Origin of the sequence: Alkaliphilus metalliredigens QYMF, from assembly GCF_000016985.1 — a bacterium.
Lineage (GTDB): Bacteria > Bacillota > Clostridia > Peptostreptococcales > Natronincolaceae > Alkaliphilus_A > Alkaliphilus_A metalliredigens.
The window spans coordinates 3174421-3192614 of the sequence record NC_009633.1 but is presented as its reverse complement, the minus strand read 5'-3'; the positions used below and the strand labels follow the sequence as shown (position 1 = coordinate 3192614).

Sequence of the window (18194 nt, the reverse complement as noted above, 5' to 3'; positions counted from 1 at the left end):
AGTCAGGTGGGGATTGGATACCCCCGAGATGAAATTTTGCTAAAGAGAGGCAGATTTTATATATGAGGAGGGGAAAATGTATGATGGTAGATGTGTTGATTAAAGACATCTCTCAGATGGTTACAATGAAAGGAAGCAATGGACCACGAAGGGGTAAGGATATGCGAGAGGTTCACTTGATAGAGGACGGCTGGATTGCAATTAAAGGCGATAAAATTGTTGCGGTTGGAAGTGGTCTAATGGAGGAGAACTTGAAAATTGGGAAGAATACAATGGTCATAGATGGGAAAGGAAAAACCGTGACCCCTGGTTTGGTTGATCCCCATACGCATTTAGTACATGGTGGTTCTCGGGAAAATGAATTGGCATTAAAGTTAAATGGGGTCCCTTATTTGGATATTCTTGCCCAAGGGGGAGGGATTTTAAGCACAGTTAAAGCAACGAGAAAAGCCACAGTAGAGGAATTAATGCAACAGGGAAAAAGAAGCCTAGATCAGATGCTGTCCTTCGGGGTCACAACTGTAGAGGTGAAAAGCGGCTATGGACTGAACACTGAAACCGAATTAAAACAATTAGAAGTCATTAGGCAGCTCAATAAGGAGCATCCTTGTGATTTGGTACCTACATTCATGGGAGCACATGCCATCCCAATGGAATATAAGGAAGATCCAGATGTATTTGTGGATATTGTCATTGATGAAATGCTTCCGGCTGTTGTGGAAAGAGGCCTGGCAGAGTTCTGTGATGTTTTTTGTGAAAAGGGTGTATTTACTGTGGCACAATCAAGACGGGTGCTAGAGGCAGCAAGGGAGGCTGGATTAAAGTTGAGAATCCATGTCGACGAAATTGAAGCACTAGGTGGTGCAGAGTTGGCTGCTGAAATGGGTGCAATAACTGCAGAGCATTTAATGGTGACTAGTGAAGAGGACATGAAGAAAATGGCAAAGGCAGGGGTGATCGCTGCATTGCTTCCTGGAACCTCCTTTAACCTAATGGTAGGGAAATATGCACAGGCTAGAAAAATGATTGACTATGGCGTTCCCATTACGCTTTCAACAGACTATAACCCTGGAAGCTGTCCAACAGAGAACATTCAGTTTATAATGACTCTTGGGTGCCTGGCCATGAAAATGACACCAGAGGAAGTGTTCACTGCGGTAACAATTAATGGGGCTGCTGCGGTGGATCGTCAGGGTGACATTGGTAGTCTAGAGGTTGGGAAAAAAGCTGATGTTGTTATCTTTAATGCACCGAATATTAACTATATTCCATACCACTTTGGGATTAACCATGTGGATAAAGTGCTGAAAAATGGCAAACTGGTAGTAGATAAAGGCAGGGTCATATAGGAAAACATAAAAAGTGCTACAGTCAATTCTGTAGCACTTTTTTTAGTGTGCCTTATTCTTCCTCGACTTCCACTTCTTCTAAATAGTTTAAAACACGATCTAGCTTTTCTAGCTGCTCTGCATTGAGGAAGGGCTTGATTGATTTTATGATTTCTTCTTGATTTGGAACAATTTGCCTCAGCTTACCTAGTTCCTGCATGATTTCCTCTTCAGATTTATCGCCATACTGATTAAAGAGTTCCACTGCTTTTTGATAATCTTCTTCGGAAGCCATCTCTTTTACTTCTTGTAGCTTTTTATAGTCCCCGGACCTGGCTGCTTTTAAAAGATCATTGAGTTTTTTAGAATTCATTATTTTCCCTCCTGTAATAGATTGAAATTTTATATAAATTAACCATATGACAAATACCGTCCTTATAAAGTATGCAAGGGAGGGCAAATATGATACTAAAATAAGTGATAAAGAAAAAGAATTTTAAAGTCTTAATAAATTCAAGGTAATTGAATATACATTAAGTATAAAAGGATAGAGGGGGAATCCGATGAGTGAATATCAGAGACAAAACAATGAGTCTCAGAAAATAGATCAAAGTCAGCAGCCATGGACTTGGTTTTTATTTTTGATGTCTGGTCTCTTTTTATTTAAAAGGGGCACGGGTAAATTGGAGATGGGAGAAGTTGACGTCAGTACTTTGGAGAAAAAGGCAAGGTTATTAAATCGCATTAAAGGATATATGGTACCTGAGGAACAGTCGATTGTGCATCGGGCAGAAATTATTTTGCAGGTTATTGCCAATGTGAAAAGACTATCAGAGAGCCCTCAACATCAAAACGCAGGTGTACAATATCATTCCTTAAGTTTTGAAGATAGGAAAAGAAATATGTTGATGGATTTAAGTGAGTTTATTGAAGAAGATAAGAGAAGAGCAGTACATAAAGCCGTAGATTTAGATTTGAAGCTTAGAGCAACCTCAGATAAACTGTCACAAATGAAACAGGGTGGCGGAAGCGGCAATGTGATTGGAGAAATACAAGGCTATGTTGAGGCATTTGAACATCTATTAGAGGGTGATGTGAAAGTCCGAACAACGGAACTAAGAAAGATGATGAGTATGCTTAAATTAATTACATCCATTGAGAGCAAGGGAAAGATTGATGAAACTGATTTAATTGAAATGATCAGTCCTTTGGTTGAACCAGAGCAACGAGACTCATTAATGCAAATGATGCAAATTATTAAGGCCGTAGGAAATATTCAAGGCCAAAGCAAAGAAGAAGAGGCAATGCCTAGCAATGTGGAATCCGAAGGAGGTTTAGATAAAGAAGAGGACTAGAGAGGAAATTTAAAATACCCCTTTAGCAAAGGGTATTTTTATGGTACACTAAGGAGTAGATAAAGAACTGAAGAGAGTAAGGAGTGTTATGAAAATGGTATCAGCGGAAAAAATAGCTCGTATTAATGTGTTGGCTAAGATTTCTAAAGAGAGAGATTTGACAGTAGCTGAGCAAGAGGAACGAGCACTTTTAAGAAAAGAATATATTAATTCTTTTAGAAAATCCTTTAAGCAAAAGTTGGATTGTATTGAAATCGTTGATTAGTAGAAAGAAGCAATGCCTCTTTCTACTTTTTTTGTTTTTTTGTCTTAATTTGTAGAATTAGACAGGAAAACAAAGGAATATATAGAATAAGATATAGAGAGAAGAATCCGTAGATAACGAGGAGGAGTTTATGTGGCAGAAAATCAATATGTTATTTTTAAATTAGACACAGAAGAATATGGTGTCGATATTATGTACGTTAAAGAAATTGGTGAATACAAAGAAAGTTCAAAGGTACCTCATGCTCCAAAATTTGTAGAGGGAATTATTAATTATCGTGGTAGTGTCACACCTATTATTAATTTAAGAAAGAAATTTGACTTACCTGCCCATGAGGTAACAAGTGACACAAGAATTGTCATCATTAATTTAGAAGAGAGACAGGTCGGCTTTTTAGTAGATGATGCATCTCAAGTATTAACCATTGATGAAAAGGATATTGATCCAACACCAGAGTTGCTCTCAAGTATTGAGCATAAATTTATCAGTGGTATTGGTAAATTAGAAGAACGAATGATTATTTTACTAGACTTAAAGCAAGTTTTAAATGAAGAAGAAAAAGAAACAGTCAAGTCACTATAGCGAAAGCTTGCATATACCTCTACAATATATGGTATATTGTAGAGGTAAATCAAAAAAAGGCACTATATGTAGAGTGGTTTTTGATTTGTCCTCCATAAAGAACTAAATTTTTCGGCCCCCTTCGTTTATAATCTAGATAGACACTTTTATCAATGGATTACTGGAGAAAACATACCATCATCAACTTATGATTGATGTTTTACTTCATCTAACAAAGGAGGAGACCAATGAAAAAGGGGATAATATTTTTTTTGCTTATTATTTTATTATTTGTTAATGATTACGAAATTTTTGCATTCTTAGACCCAAATGGAGGGGCAATTGAAAACATTCAAGAGGAATTTGAGTTTGTTTTTCAGAAACGAACAGAAATTTGGAATGGGATCATCCATGGACAGTATGGTACAAAGCAAGAATTTGAAAGAGACTTAAAGAATCTAATGGTTGATCCACTACTGACAATGGACTTAAATATTTTTGAACAAATATTAAGAGAACCCACTTCATACGAAGCAATTCGATATATGGAGATTAAAGAATTTACAGTCACTCAGCTTAAGGCACATAATATGGTTGGCGAAGTGACGATTTTTTGGGAAGTAGAAAGCTATGAAGATGTTTATGTTGAAGAAGTAACCTATGAGATCCAGATGAGAAGAAAAAATCAACAATGGTATCTAGCTGATTATGAAATTAAGTAAGTGAAATGGGACAATAAGATAAATAAGAGAGCCCCTGGGGCTCTCTTATTTATTTGTCAAGGTAAATTTGTTCTGTGGTGCTTGTAAATCCTCTGTTTTGATGTATTACTAAATTACTGAGATTTATGTTTAATTACGTATTATAATAAGATATGGGTAAATCCTACTATAATGCTTGATATTTTTAAATATTATCTATAAATAAAGGAAACATGTCTCATTATGGCGAATTATGTAGGTGTTGTGAATGGAGTGTGATAAGATGTCAAACGATCAGTTTAGTCCAAAAAAAATAAACGAAATATTACAAAAAACAGTGGATACCATTGAAGATGGGAAATCTGAGGTCTTTGAGATTGCAGAAAACGCCAGAAAACAATGCCATGATTTACAGCAGGAATTAAAAGAAATGAAGGAAAAGGCTAGCCACTTAATAAAAGAAGTGGATCACCTAGAATTATTAGAACGACAAAGTAGAAGAAAACTGGTTTTAGTAAGTAAAGAATTCTCTAAGTATGCAGAGGAGGATATAAAAGAAGCCTATGAAAAGGCAAATGCCATCCAAATTCATTTGATTTTAAAAAGACAAGAAGAAAAGGATCTGATTAAAAGACGTTCAGATTTAGAAATGAGACTGAAAAGTGCCTACGAAGGATTACAAAGGGCAGAAAACCTTGCCTTTAAAATTGGTATTGCACTTGACTTTTTAAGTGGCAACCTTCAGGATATATCCCATACATTAGAAGATATGCAAGAAAAGCAATTTTTAGGGCGAAGAATTATTCGAGTGCAAGAAGAGGAGCGACATCGAGTGGCTAGAGAAATCCATGATGGGCCAGCTCAATCTTTGGCCAATGTTGTGATTAAGGCAGAGATATGCGAAAAACTAATGGATATTGACCTAGAAAAAAGTAGAGAAGAAATTCAAAATTTAAAAAAGATACTACGAGATGGTATTAAGGATATCAGAAAAATTATTTATAATCTAAGACCCATGTCCTTAGATGATATTGGACTGATTCCGACCTTGAAGCGATATGTTGAAACCTTTGAAGAAGAGACTCAGATTAATATGATATTAAACATATTGTCTGAAGATCCGATTAAAGACTCCATTAAAAATCTATCGATTTTCCGTATTATTCAGGAGGCTTTAAATAACGTTAGAAAACATGCAAGAGCAACTAACATTAATATAAAAATTGAAATTACCCAAACTGATATCCGATTACATGTTCAAGATAATGGCATTGGATTTGATACCGAAAATATTAAAGTACCACAAAATTATGAGGGTGGATTTGGTTTGTTGAATATGAAGGAGCGTGTTGGGCTCTTAGATGGAAAAATTAATATTAAAAGCAAAATAAATCAAGGGACAAAGTTAATGATTTATATTTCGAATGAAGTAGAGGAGGGGTTCTAATGAAAAAAATTAAAATATTACTTGTTGATGATCATTCTTTGATGAGACAAGGACTAAAGCAAATAATAGAACTAGAAAAGGATATGGAAGTAATTGGTCAAGCTGGTGATGGGGAAGAAGCACTGGAAAAAGTAAAGCAAGTCTGTCCAGATGTGATCCTATTAGATATTAATATGCCAAAACTAAATGGGATCCAGGTCCTAAGAAGGTTAAAAGATATGGATAAAACAACTAAAGTGATTATGCTTACATTTCATGAGGATCGTGAATACTTATTTGAAACCATTAATTTAGGTGCAAATGGTTATGTACTTAAGGATGCAGAAAGTGATAGCCTAATTAAGGCCATTCGCGATGTGGCAATGGGTGAGTCTTATATTCATCCAAGCCTGGCCTCACAGTTAGTCAAAGAATTTAATAGAAGAGACGATCATCATGATAAAGAGCCTAGAGAAGGGAAATTAACAAAACGAGAATATGAAGTACTTACATTGATTGCAGAAGGACAGAACAATAAAGAGATTGCCAGTAATTTATTTATTAGTGAAAAAACTGTTAAAAATCATGTGTCTAACATATTCAAGAAGATTCATGTCAATGATCGAACACAAGCGGCAATCTACGCTTATAAGCATAATATAAAGAAAATATAGTGGACAAGTATGATTTATACCCTTCTTGACAATAAAAGAGAGTAAAGGCTTCATGAAAGCAATCTATAAGTATTCCAACACACTATATTCAAGGAGTGATCTTTATGGCGGAAAGAATATCAGGTAAAAAACGACAAGAGCAGTTGACTAAAATGTCTTATAATGCTTGGGAACAATTGGCGGATGGCGAGCTAGAGCGGGTTTTTGAGTTTGGTGAAATCTATAAAAAGTTTATGGATCAGGGGAAGACGGAAAGAGAATGTGTAGATGAAATCATTGCCCAGGCGAGAGAGCGGGGGTTTGTTTCATTAGATGAAGTGATGGGCAGAGGAATTGTTAAGCCTGGAGATAGAATTTATGCAGAAAACAAAGGCAAGGCCGTTGCTTTATTTGTGATTGGAAATGAAGGACTAGAAAAGGGTATGAGGATTATCGGGAGCCATTTGGATGCCCCAAGGCTAGACTTAAAGGCAGTTCCCCTTTATGAAGAGGGGGGTCTAGCACTTTTAAAAACACACTACTACGGAGGCGTGAAAAAATATCACTGGGTAGCGACACCATTGGCATTACATGGTGTCTTGATTAAGAAAAATGGCGAAAAGCTTTCAATTGTGATTGGAGAAGATGACCAAGACCCGGTCTTTTATATTTCAGATCTGCTTCCACATTTGGCCAAGGATCAAATGGCTAAAAAAATGGGGGAAGGTATTACTGGAGAAGAACTTAATGTGATTATTGGTAATATTCCCTATCAAGGGGATGACATTGACGAGAAAGTAAAATTAAATATACTGGATCTATTAAATGAAAAGTATGGAATAGACGAGGAGGACTTTACAGTGGCTGAGATTGAAATTGTACCAGCCGGAAAGTCTAGAGATGTAGGACTGGATAGAAGCATGATTGCAGCCCATGGACATGATGATCGTGTTTGCTCCTTTGCTGCATGCCAGGCTGTTCTTGAAATCTCAAATCCGAAGGATACAATTGTTGGGCTCTTTGTTGATAAAGAAGAGGTGGGGAGCATGGGTAATACAGGAATGGAATCCATGTTCTTTGAAAATGTTGTGGCAGAGCTACTGAATTTAGAAGGAACAACCAGTTATCTAGGTTTGCGTAGATCTATGAGCAATTCTAAGGTGCTATCAGGTGACGTGACAGCTGGCTTTGACCCTAACTTTCCTGATGTATTAGACAAACGCAATGCATCCTTTATTGGTAAAGGTGTGACCCTGACAAAATACACTGGTGTAAAGGGAAAATCAGGCTCTAATGATGCCAATGCTGAATTTTTATCAGAAGTGAGATCGATATTTAATAGCAGTGATGTCACCTGGCAGGTTGGAGAGCTAGGAAAGGTTGACCAAGGTGGTGGTGGTACCATCGCATATATATTAGCTAATTATGGAGCAGAGGTTGTAGATTGTGGCACACCGATGTTAAGTATGCATGCACCGATTGAATTAATCAGCAAGGTAGATCTTTATATGACTTACAAAGCATACAAGGCCTTTTATCAGGGAATCACACGAATCTAATTAAACGCTTATAAATTCATAAATAATTAGAAGAGTACAACAAATTTTGTAGAAATAATTGTAATAAGAGATAGGGAGGTAATTTATTATGAAGATTGTTACGGACAGTTCCTGTGACATACCACGGGAACTCATTGAAAAATATAATATTGATGTTGTACCCTTACAAATAGAAATTGACGATAAAAATTATTCTGACGGCGTTGACATTACTCATCAACAATTTTATGAAAAAATGAAAACATCTTTGGGACTACCCAAAACGTCCCAGCCCTCTCCCCAAAGCTTTGTGGATGTATATCAGGATAATATAAAAAAATATGGACAGATACTGAGTATCCATCTTTCCTCTAAATTAAGCGGTACATGTCATAGCGCAATGATGGCTAAGGAAATGGTTGGGGAGGAAGAGGGACGAATCGAAACTTTTGATACCCTAAGTGGATCATTTGGAGTGGGTGCACAGGTGTTAGAAGCATGTCATCTTGTAGAGCAAGGATTGGACATGGATACCATAATAGAACGTTTGAATGAGTATCGTGAACAAACACGAGTCGTTGTTTATCTAGAGACATTAGAAAATGCTGTAAAGGGTGGTAGAGTAAGCAAGCCCAAGGAGTTTGTGGCCAACCTGCTGAACTTAAAACCAATTGTACATGTTGAAGAGGGTTACGTTAGAGTTCTTAAAAACATACGAGGGAAGAAAAAAGGGATGAAGTTTTTATTAGAAGAGATAGAAAAGAAGAATATTGACTATAAAGATCGGGTAATCGGGATTACGCATTGCGATTGTCTTGAAGATGCCCTGATTTTGAAGGAAGAAATCATTAAAAAGTTCAATCCCGCTGAAGTATTAGTTACCACCATGGGACCTGTAATCGGGACCCATGCAGGAATTGGAGGCATTCTAATCTGCTTCTAAAGGTAAATGGATAAGTGAAGTATACCATGGATTAAATAAAGAACATTCATGGCTATATAAAATGAAAATAGAATTTTAAAAATAAAAAAAGTGCTTCTCATGTGAGCACTTTTTTCATTTTAAGTCTTATTATAATATTGACAAACAAATTTTTGGAATTCTATCTCCAGTGGAGAAGGAGAGCGATGCTTGTGATAAACAAAGTAAAAATTCCGATGAAGTTTGAGCTCAGGAATAGCCCGGGCTCGTAATAGCCCGTGGGCTACTTCATCTTTCACTGCCTTTTTAGATAAAAAAGAGAGACCTAATCCTCTTCTAATACACTGCTTAATCGCCTCTGTATTCTCGATATATGCCACGATTTTTAAATCACTTGTGTCAAGTTTAAATTGATTTAAGCCTTGCTCTAGTAAGGCCCTTGTGCCGGATCCTTTTTCTCTAAAAATAAAATTTTCCTCTAGGAGCTTTTTAAGATCAAGAGGTATCGAAGGATCGCCATAGGGATGGTCATAAGGCATTGCCAAGACAACCTCATCTGTCAAAAGTTCAATATAGTGTAGCTGGTTATTGGGTAGTTTAGCCCCAACCATACCAAAATCAATTTCGCCCTTTAATATTCCCTCCACCACTTGTGCAGAGTCATAATGACGGACACTAAAAGTCACATCTGGATAGGAATCATGAAAAACAGAGATAAGCTCTGGAATGATATATTGTTCTGGAATTGTACTAGATGCCAGTTCAATGTTGCCAACAATTTTTCCTTTGAATTCGCCTAGTTTGAATTTCGCTATGTCTCGAATATTAATCATATTCAAAGCGTAATCAAATAGGATGATGCCGGCCTTGGTTAAGGAAATTTTCTTATTAGAGCGGTCTATTAAAATCGTATTTAACTCTGTTTCAAGGTTAGCAATATGGCTGCTAATTGTGGGTTGGGTTAAATAAAGACTATCAGCTGCTTTGGAAAAACTTTTGAATTTTGAAATGGCGATAAAAGATTCTAATTGTCTGAAGTCCATGCTAATCCCCCCGAAATGTTATCATTAAGTCTCATTTTATATCCCAATATTACCATGATAGGGAGATATATTCAATCTCTTTTATGGCGACTGTAGCAGGGATTAACATGTATTAAGACATCTTGGACATCATCTACCTCATTCATGATACTCAATTTAGCCCTGGCAGCTGCCCCATGGCCTTCCTCCACAGTAATATATGGGTTAACACAAATTTTAATATCGATCAGATACTTAGAGCCATATTGTCTCACCTTGATATCATGAACATCTTCAACACCTTCAGCTGCTAAAGCAGCTGTTTCGATCATGTCTAATATTTCCTTAGGTGGTGCTGTATCCATTAGTGTTTTAATCGAATCAACATAGATTGAAACACCGGTTTTAAGAATCAGAAAAGCTACGAAAATGGCAGCCAGGGGATCCATAATTGGATAGCCGAGAATAGAACCGACAATACCAATTGATGCAGCAATGGAAGAAAAGGCATCGGAGCGAGCATGCCAGGCATCGGCAATAATGGCAGAGCTCTTAATACGCTTGCCTATTCGAATGTTATATTGATAAATGCCTTCCTTAGCAATGACAGAAAACAAGGCAATATAAAGGGCAAGCATTTCTGGAGGGGAGAGTTCAGGACTGCGTAAGACTTGTAACCCCTCATATCCTAAACCCATGGCAGTTAAAATTAAAATGATAGCTAATATTTTTGATGTTATGGTTTCGGCCCGGTAATGACCGTATGGATGAGATTCGTCCGCCGGTTGATGGGCAATTTTAATCCCTTGCATCACAACAAGAGTACCAATTAAATCTGAAGCAGAGTGAAATCCATCAGCTACTAAAGCTGCACTGCCTGCTGCTAAACCAACCATGATCTTTAAACCTGTCAGGACAATATTAACAATTAAACTAATAATAGAAGCCTTTTGAGCTTCTCGATAGCGTTCGCGATCGTTCATGAGACACCTTCCTTTTCTTGGGGGTCATTGCTCTTATATATTATTTGAATACATTTTACTTCATATGTAAATACTTTTACAAACTCACAAATTAGGAGGCTTATTAGTATGGCACAAATAGTCGATATTAATGAATATCGGTCTATCAAACAAAAACAATTTTTTGTTCGATTATACCAGTTCTTTAATGAAAACTTAGATTATCAGCTAGATCATACCCTGGTTGATTTTGATGAAGCCTTTATTGAGCTCTGCCAACGCTACCGAATGGATGCAGCTCATGTGGACTTCTTTAGAATACCCATTATTACCTTTATTACAACCGTATTGATTTACAACAGTGATTTAAAAGATTTTTTTCCACAAAGTGTTCAGCTTCAAAATGTAGAAAATAGACTATTGTTTAAGAATACCCTCATTGAAATTCTTAAAACCTTAGAGCCAGAATACTGTGGAGAAAACAAAGCAAAGTATTTTGAAGCCGAAATGGAAATTACCATTGAAAGAGGGTTTGAAAATCTACTCAGGATCATTCCTCAAAAAATTGAGTTTATATAATCTCACAAGTATTTCCATTCAAGTTATAATTATAGCATAAAACCCACTCACTAGTGAGTGGATTTTATGGTTAAAAAAATAATGTCTTTGTGTGCGTACGTTTGGTGCCGCGGAAGCGGGAACATTAATAGAATACCAAAAAATGATTAACAAAGTTGACAAAAAGGAATGAAAATAATACCATTTATGTATAGTAAATAGTGATGGATTATTTGAGGACGGAACAGGCAGCCGTCACGCTACCTATGGTGGTCTTAAAAGAGATGTGGGAGGGTCACCCCACCAAGTAATCTATCGAACGTGAACCCTTCTCTTAATGGAGAAGGGTTTTATAATGTGAAAAAATTTCTGTTACTTCTATTGGGATGTCTTATGCACGTTCTAATAAGTATCAAGATATGGTTAAAGGTTTTGGAGAAAGGGTGGTACTTCCCTTTATTAATCATCAATGATAATATTGAAGTACTTCAAGAAGAACTAAAAAGAGAGAATCCTAGAAAGGGATTTGTTAGAACAGCTATTAATGGGTTACAAGGTGTATCTCCCAAAATAGCAGGAGCGGTTGAATTAACAGCAGCAGTCACAAATATTATCCAATTCGCTATAATGGTTTTATAATGATACCAATAAACCATACTACATAAAAGATGAAATTATAGAAAAAAATAGCTACACGGGCAATCGATGTAACTCTACAAACAATGGTTGTATGTCTGCAAGGGAAGTGATTTTCTTCTCTTGCTTTTTTAATACTCAATAAAACTGAGGACATTGAAAACAGTCTTACCACCCTGAAGATAGACAATAAGTAAGGGAAGTCTGTGGAAAGAGTAGAGGTGCTGGACAAGACAAGACCCTAAAGCTAGACCACGATAGGGATGTGGTCAGCCTACTAAAAAAACAACTGAAAAGGGCTGTCCATCATATCCACAATGTAAGTAGGGCAGGGAGCTGCCCAACCAATTGAACCACGGAGATAGACCTGTGCTAGATATTTATAGACCCGTAAGACAGACACCCCCCAACTATTCACTAAGTGTTAGTGAATAGTTGGGGGGTGAAAGATTTAAATATCGAGCCAATATGATTAAATTAATTTCAAAGTAGAATATGAACTCAAGTTCATTATAATCGCAAGATCTTAAGTGATTTCTCGAAAAGCTTACTATTTTGATTTATGCTGGTTTAAATTAAAATAATAAGAGGTTTTTATCAAATCATGTAGAAATAAAACATAAGAAAATTTACAGATAAGTAAATAACTTATAAGTAATAAAAACAAGAAAAAAGGTTGAATATATTACCTATAAGTTATATAATGTCATTAAGAAGGAGATACTAGATAATGAGTATAGATAAAATATCTAATATTATATATCCTGAATTATTTAAGACGAAATATATTTATGTTTATAATACATTAAATGAAGAATTACGAGAGTTGATAGAGGAAAGTGGATATAAGAAAGATTTTATTAAAAAATATAGAAGAAGTCTTAGGATGCTAGAGGATTTAAGAGAAAACTGTACTAAACATAAAACATTTGAAAAGCTTACTGATGCAAAGGATATATTTTCCATGAGGTTAATTGGACAAAAAAACATAAGAATACTATTTACCTTCGTACAGTTGAACAATCGTGACATAGCAGTATTATTATATGCATTTCAGGAAAAGGATAATAAAAACAATAGTAAAACTAGCTATAATAATGCTATAGGCATAGTAGAAGAAAGAATATCATGTTTAAAGAGATAGACACGAAGTTTTTAAAAGGAGGAATAAGAATGGATATTAATAGAAAGTTGTTAGAAAATCCTTGGACATTAATTGAAGAAATGGCCGATGAAGAAACTAAAGAAGAGTTTGAATTAGATGACATCTTGGTAGATATCTCGTTAAAGATTATTAATTATAGAATAGATCAAGAAATTACTCAAAAACAGTTAGCTGAGAAGCTAAAAGTATCACAAGCTATGATTTCTAAATTAGAAAGTGGCGAATATAATCCGACTATTGGACAATTGTGGAAGATTTCAAAAAAGTTAGGATGGACATTTGAAGTGCTAATGAAGGAAAGAGTGGAAGCTCAAGTATGGAATACAGACAATGCTAAAATAGAATCTGGTAATGAAGAAATGAGCGATGAAGGTATTATTGATCAAATTGCGGAGGGTGCATAATGGATTCTAAAAAGGTACTAGCAGATTTTCAGTTAGCTGGGAATAGGGTATCTAATTTTTCAATAGAAACAAAGTCGTTAGATACTAGAAGTAATACAGTTGACCTGAATTATGATATTGATTATAACATACTAGAAATTATTGAAGATGAAGAAAGATATGTTGGATTACTTGAATTTATAATTATAGTGAAAGCTAAAATTAAGAATTCAATATTATTTAAGATTAATCTTAAGATGGAAGGTATTTTTATAGGTAATCCTAAAAAATTAACTCTAGAACACTTTGAAGATATGCTAGAGTTAAATGGAATTGCTACATTATCTCACTTAAGTCGATCTTATATAATATCTGTATCTTCTTTGTCTGGGTTAAATCCCCCTGTTAAATTGCCAATGATAAATGTTCATAAGCTACGGGAGCTAAAAGATAAGAAAAATGAAAAATAAGGGCCTCATAGAAAAGAAAGATATCAAGCTTAATTATTGATATCTTTCTTTTCAAAATAATTTACAATGTCTTAAATAGCTATTGAGAGTCCGCAAGATATGCATGAATTAGAGATTACACTTATTAACTATGAATTCTAAATTACTCTTGAAGAGAGCGATATAGTGTAGAAATACAAGTAGATGTGGGGGGATATATGTGCCGTATCCAAAGGGTGGCAGGGCTGATAAGTATGGAAATAGATATGAGAATGCCTGGGTAATTCATCAACTATTAAAAGTTATTAATGAAGAGATAGATAGATAGTGTAATTATAGAACCAATCGGAAATGATGAAGAAGGAGTAGACATTTGGATAAATGCGAAAGATGGATACAGAGAAGCCCAACAGTGTAAAGGAAGAAATGCCAGTAAAGAATATTGGGATATGTCTTCTTTAAAATCTAGAGGGATTATTAAGAAGAGCAAAATACAGCTAGAAAGAAACTGTAATCATAAATTTTCATTAGTTTCTCCTATTTCCTGTACCATGTTACAAGACTTAATTAAAATGGCTAAAAATACGAGTGAAAACCCAGATGATTTTTTAAAATATCAAATTCAAAGAGATTCTGGGAAAGAATTAAGAGACTTTTTTTATAGCTATTGTGAAGAACTAGAGCTAGATTATGAAAACTCTGATGATTTAATTAAGATTATAGATTTTTTACAGAGAACAGATTATCATCAATTTCCGGACTCTAAAGAACAAAAAGAACAGATACTTGATAAAATTCATTTTCTTCTTATTGGCAACAAAAGAGAAATATACAACCTGAATTCCCAAAAAATTATAACGTGGTGATTGATGCAACTCCCTAAGATGTATATAGGCCTTCTTGCTTTTTGGTAACCTCACCAACACGCAATGCATTTCCGGGATTTTCGAATGCCTCGATGACATCCAGTTCATCCAGTAATTCTTGCATGGTATAGCTCTGGTACAATTCTTTTTCTGACATTTTCTTCTTTATGTGCGAAAGGTAAATAAGTGCTACAAATTGTACGAATAGCTTTCCTTCAAGCGAACTTTCAGAAGACACTGCTGTACGGCGCAGGTTAAGTCTCTCCTTAAGATTACCGAAGGCTTTCTCAACCAAGTCTTTGTTCCGATAGGTTTCCAACGCTATGATTGGGTCTTTAATCTCATTACTGATCAAAGCAAAAAAACCATAGTCTTTTTCTGCCTTACTAATAATGTCCTGTTTAGCGGTTACTGTGGTTCCTCGTACCGGTGTTGTCGCTATCTCAAAATATTTGGCATACTGCTTTTCATGCTCTGAGTTTCGCTTGCCAGATATGAGTTCCGACTCCAATATATCAAGCATGGCATTAAAACGATTTTCATGTTCGAGAGCTTTCTCTCCATTAAAATAGATGTGTAAGTACATCCGCCGCGTGTCTTTAATAACATCTCCTTTATAGGGTCGTTCTTGTGAATAATCCCATGCTGTCGTTGTTGTATGACTATAGAGTTGATAGGTTGCGTTGTAATTGGCACGTGTCCGGATGTTGTCCCTTACCTTGTTCAGCTCTTGCTGCACAAATTTGAGTGATACTTTTGTAGCCATTAAAAACTTTACATGATTTTGATAGAGTGCATTGATGTTCTTCTCGCTATAGAAGCCTCTGTCCATAACGAGTTTTACCTTGCCTAAACCTAGAAGGTCGATATCAGCAAGTAGATTCTTAACGGTCTTGACATCGCTAATGTTACCTGCAAGTTTTCGGTAATAGAACGGCAATCCGGATTCTTGACCAAATAACAAAGCCAGGTTAATCTGCCGCAGTGGGTCATGCTCTTTGTTAACACCATATTTGACCTGCTTAAGCGATTCTGAGTAGGATGAAATACTTGTTGTATCGTAAGCCCAGTATTCGTTCTCCATGCGCCGCTTGCCCTGCAAATGAAAAAAGCGTTCTTTAGCTTCTTCAGTAATGGAATGAAAAATGTCGCTGCTTCTTTGCGAAGGGATACAATTACCAAAAGGATGGCGATGTGTTTTATCCCACTTGGGGAAACGGCTCAGAGAATTGCGGTCTTCTAATATCAAAAAATAGGCTATGGACAAAATTTGCTTATAGATCTCCGGGAAGCAGCGTTTCAAATCGGCTGTAATGCCAAGGGATTCACCAATAGCATCGAATAGATAGGTGGCTCCATAGTAGCTATGTTTAACCGTTGTTGAAGGTACTGGCCCTTGTTTTGCTTGTTGAGGTACGACAGGATTCATCAATCTCTTTGAAGGAATAAAATTACCGTTCTCATCCAATTTGCCAACACACACACGCTTACTACGAGACTGCTTTTTTTCTTTATCCCAATAGTTGGTTGAATCATACACATAAGTAGTGCCATTCGTTTTGTTTGGTACATATACTAGACCCATTGAGTTTGCCCCCATTCCACGTTATAATTCACGCGGGAATACAGGCTATAGAGGAATTTTCACGAAACTTTAATTCAGCAGTTTCAAAAGAGCCTGAGAAATTTATTCTATTAGTCCTGGATATAGGAGATGAAATTAATGAAGTATACATTGATTCTCTGTTTAGTGGATTAGCATACAGCGAAAAGCTTCCTGAAGTTCCATTTGAATTGATAGAGATAATATTGTTAAAATATCCAGGTGATAATAAGTCATATAGAGCTAGATATATATGCGATATTATTGAGAAAAGAAAAGACGATAAGTGGTCTGAAGCTATTATGAGTGTTTTGAAAGATATAGCGCTCAATCATAAAGATCCAGAAGAGGGAAAGGTTGATGTTTCGTCTTCCGTGGATAAAGAAATGAAAACATTTGATATGCTGTCTAGCAATTCATTAAATTGTGTTAGAGGAAAGGCTGCATCAGCAATTGCTGCTTTATTATGGGACAGGTCTGAATTATATGTACAATTTAAAGATGTCGTAGACAATCTTATAAATGACATTAATCCAGCAGTTAAAATGGCGACTATTGAATGTTTGTGTCCAATATATAATATCGATAGGGACTGGGCATCCCCAAAAGTCATTTGCCTATTGAAAGAAGATTATAGAATTTCTGGGCATCCAGAGTCAAAACAATTTCTATTTCTCTTATACTCCAACTATAAACAGGATGTGTTAGATGTAATTAGGAGATGTTATTACTCAGATGATGAGGAATTGATAACTATAGGTGCACATTGCTTATCAAAAATGTACATCCTATATGATGAGTTTTCTCAAGAAGTTGAAGATGTTAAGAATATGGATGAAGATCAAGCTAAATCAATAATAGAAATGGCCATTTTATACTTTAGTAAAGATCAGTATTCAAAAAAAGTAAAAAGTTTACTAAGATGCTTTTTTTCAAGCGATCAAGATTTAGAGTTTCCATTTGTAAGATTGTTTTATGATAATCGTATTGATTTGGATAGAGATATAGAATTTCTTCTGGAAATGGTGCAGTCCAAATTGAGTAAAAGAATTATACATGCATTTATTAGTTATTTAGAAGAAAATGCAATGTCGGTAATAGATTTTAGTGATGTTATTATTCAGATGAGCAATAATATTTTACAGAGGCCTTTAGATGATGAAGATCATCATTATATGGGTATAGATGATGAAATTTCAAAATTAATTTCAGCTTTATATGATGAGAGTTTAAATTATGAGGATGATAATATTACTCAACAATGCTTAGATATCTGGGACTTAATGTTTGAAAAGAGAATTGGCTCAATACATCGACTGAGTAGACAAATTTTAGAGAGATAATTGATTTCTAAATAATTTAATAACGCCAATAAGGCAAATAGAATTATTATGTTACATGAACTAAAATAAATGGGTGGCACTGCCACCCGCTTACCACCCATCCAAAAGTTATAGGAAACTATAGAAAAGAATAGAAAGCTATTATACAATCTTTAGTTCCCCATATTTTAATGTTTTAAGAGTATTGAATAATATAATATGATATACATATGGATGATAAAATAAACCGATGAAATAAATGTATTATTTTGAAATAGCTATATACAAAAAAAATAGACCATTCAATGGTCTATTTTTTGTCGATAAGCACTCTTTGTGTACGTACATTTGGTGCCGCGGAAGGGAATCGAACCCCCACGATGTTACCATCGGCAGATTTTGAGTCTGCTGCGTCTGCCAGTTCCGCCACCGCGGCAGGAATATTTAGGCTACGAGAGTTATAATATCATATTTGAAAA

At 35.5% G+C, this 18194-nt stretch carries 20 protein-coding genes and 1 tRNA gene; 16 read left to right on the top strand and 5 right to left on the bottom strand.

Annotation, left to right across the window (positions count from 1 at the left end):
- The first annotated feature begins 80 nt into the window (after nt 1-80).
- On the top strand, nt 81-1349 hold the full coding sequence (hutI, locus tag AMET_RS15485; RefSeq protein ID WP_012064253.1) for an imidazolonepropionase: 1269 nt from the start codon (nt 81-83) through the stop codon (nt 1347-1349).
- Between the two features lie 52 nt (nt 1350-1401).
- On the opposite strand, the gene AMET_RS15480 is transcribed toward hutI, so the two are convergent.
- Entirely contained in the window at nt 1402-1701 is a 300-nt protein-coding gene (locus tag AMET_RS15480; protein ID WP_012064252.1) for a hypothetical protein, read from the bottom strand.
- A 190-nt stretch (nt 1702-1891) separates the two neighbouring features.
- On the opposite strand from AMET_RS15480, the gene AMET_RS15475 reads away from it, so the two are divergent.
- From AMET_RS15475 to AMET_RS15445, 8 genes are all read left to right on the top strand, one after another.
- Entirely contained in the window at nt 1892-2683 is a 792-nt protein-coding gene (locus tag AMET_RS15475) for a hypothetical protein (RefSeq protein ID WP_012064251.1), read from the top strand.
- A gap of 94 nt (nt 2684-2777) precedes the next feature.
- Nucleotides 2778-2948 (top strand): DUF896 domain-containing protein, encoded by a 171-nt coding sequence (locus AMET_RS25100; protein WP_157047269.1) that lies wholly within the window; start codon nt 2778-2780, stop codon nt 2946-2948.
- Between the two features lie 132 nt (nt 2949-3080).
- A complete protein-coding gene (locus AMET_RS15470) occupies nt 3081-3530 on the top strand; it encodes a chemotaxis protein CheW (protein WP_012064249.1) in 450 nt (149 codons plus the stop codon).
- Nucleotides 3531-3757: 227 nt separating this feature from the next.
- Nucleotides 3758-4231, top strand: a complete 474-nt coding sequence (locus AMET_RS15465) for a hypothetical protein (protein WP_012064248.1) — start codon at nt 3758-3760, stop codon at nt 4229-4231.
- Nucleotides 4232-4493: 262 nt separating this feature from the next.
- A complete protein-coding gene (locus AMET_RS15460) occupies nt 4494-5657 on the top strand; it encodes a sensor histidine kinase (RefSeq protein WP_041720902.1) in 1164 nt (387 codons plus the stop codon).
- Nucleotides 5657-6310 carry a response regulator gene (locus tag AMET_RS15455; RefSeq protein WP_012064246.1) on the top strand — a complete coding sequence of 218 codons (654 nt, stop codon included), beginning with the start codon at nt 5657-5659 and terminating at the stop codon, nt 6308-6310. Before AMET_RS15460 ends, AMET_RS15455 begins: the two co-directional genes overlap by 1 nt.
- A gap of 104 nt (nt 6311-6414) precedes the next feature.
- Nucleotides 6415-7848 carry an aminopeptidase gene (locus AMET_RS15450; RefSeq protein ID WP_012064245.1) on the top strand — a complete coding sequence of 478 codons (1434 nt, stop codon included), beginning with the start codon at nt 6415-6417 and terminating at the stop codon, nt 7846-7848.
- A gap of 88 nt (nt 7849-7936) precedes the next feature.
- Entirely contained in the window at nt 7937-8770 is an 834-nt protein-coding gene (locus AMET_RS15445) for a DegV family protein (RefSeq protein WP_012064244.1), read from the top strand.
- 119 nt (nt 8771-8889) lie between these two features.
- On the opposite strand, the gene AMET_RS15440 is transcribed toward AMET_RS15445, so the two are convergent.
- A complete protein-coding gene (locus AMET_RS15440; protein ID WP_012064243.1) occupies nt 8890-9792 on the bottom strand; it encodes a selenium metabolism-associated LysR family transcriptional regulator in 903 nt (300 codons plus the stop codon).
- A 71-nt stretch (nt 9793-9863) separates the two neighbouring features.
- Nucleotides 9864-10754 carry a cation diffusion facilitator family transporter gene (locus AMET_RS15435; RefSeq protein ID WP_012064242.1) on the bottom strand — a complete coding sequence of 297 codons (891 nt, stop codon included), beginning with the start codon at nt 10752-10754 and terminating at the stop codon, nt 9864-9866.
- A gap of 108 nt (nt 10755-10862) precedes the next feature.
- Here AMET_RS15435 and AMET_RS15430 point away from each other — a divergent pair, with 108 nt between their 5' ends.
- From AMET_RS15430 to AMET_RS15405, 6 genes are all read left to right on the top strand, one after another.
- Nucleotides 10863-11312, top strand: a complete 450-nt coding sequence (locus AMET_RS15430) for a hypothetical protein (RefSeq protein ID WP_012064241.1) — start codon at nt 10863-10865, stop codon at nt 11310-11312.
- A 372-nt stretch (nt 11313-11684) separates the two neighbouring features.
- Entirely contained in the window at nt 11685-11930 is a 246-nt protein-coding gene (locus AMET_RS15425; protein WP_157047268.1) for a hypothetical protein, read from the top strand.
- A gap of 727 nt (nt 11931-12657) precedes the next feature.
- A complete protein-coding gene (locus AMET_RS15420; RefSeq protein WP_012064239.1) occupies nt 12658-13071 on the top strand; it encodes a hypothetical protein in 414 nt (137 codons plus the stop codon).
- Between the two features lie 29 nt (nt 13072-13100).
- Nucleotides 13101-13496, top strand: coding sequence for a helix-turn-helix domain-containing protein (locus tag AMET_RS15415; RefSeq protein WP_012064238.1), 396 nt, complete (start codon nt 13101-13103; stop codon nt 13494-13496).
- On the top strand, nt 13496-13945 hold the full coding sequence (locus AMET_RS15410; protein ID WP_012064237.1) for a hypothetical protein: 450 nt from the start codon (nt 13496-13498) through the stop codon (nt 13943-13945). Before AMET_RS15415 ends, AMET_RS15410 begins: the two co-directional genes overlap by 1 nt.
- Before the next feature lie 428 nt (nt 13946-14373).
- Nucleotides 14374-14790, top strand: a complete 417-nt coding sequence (locus AMET_RS15405; RefSeq protein ID WP_012064236.1) for a hypothetical protein — start codon at nt 14374-14376, stop codon at nt 14788-14790.
- A 13-nt stretch (nt 14791-14803) separates the two neighbouring features.
- Here AMET_RS15405 and AMET_RS15400 read toward each other — a convergent pair whose 3' ends face one another.
- Nucleotides 14804-16375 (bottom strand): IS1634 family transposase, encoded by a 1572-nt coding sequence (locus AMET_RS15400; protein ID WP_012064235.1) that lies wholly within the window; start codon nt 16373-16375, stop codon nt 14804-14806.
- Here AMET_RS15400 and AMET_RS15395 point away from each other — a divergent pair.
- Nucleotides 16354-17736 carry a hypothetical protein gene (locus AMET_RS15395; RefSeq protein WP_041720895.1) on the top strand — a complete coding sequence of 461 codons (1383 nt, stop codon included), beginning with the start codon at nt 16354-16356 and terminating at the stop codon, nt 17734-17736. The two genes, AMET_RS15400 and AMET_RS15395, sit on opposite strands and share 22 nt — an antisense overlap.
- 328 nt (nt 17737-18064) lie before the next feature.
- On the opposite strand, the gene AMET_RS15390 is transcribed toward AMET_RS15395, so the two are convergent.
- Nucleotides 18065-18151: transfer RNA gene (locus tag AMET_RS15390), tRNA-Leu, on the bottom strand.
- Between the last annotated feature and the right edge of the window lie 43 nt (nt 18152-18194).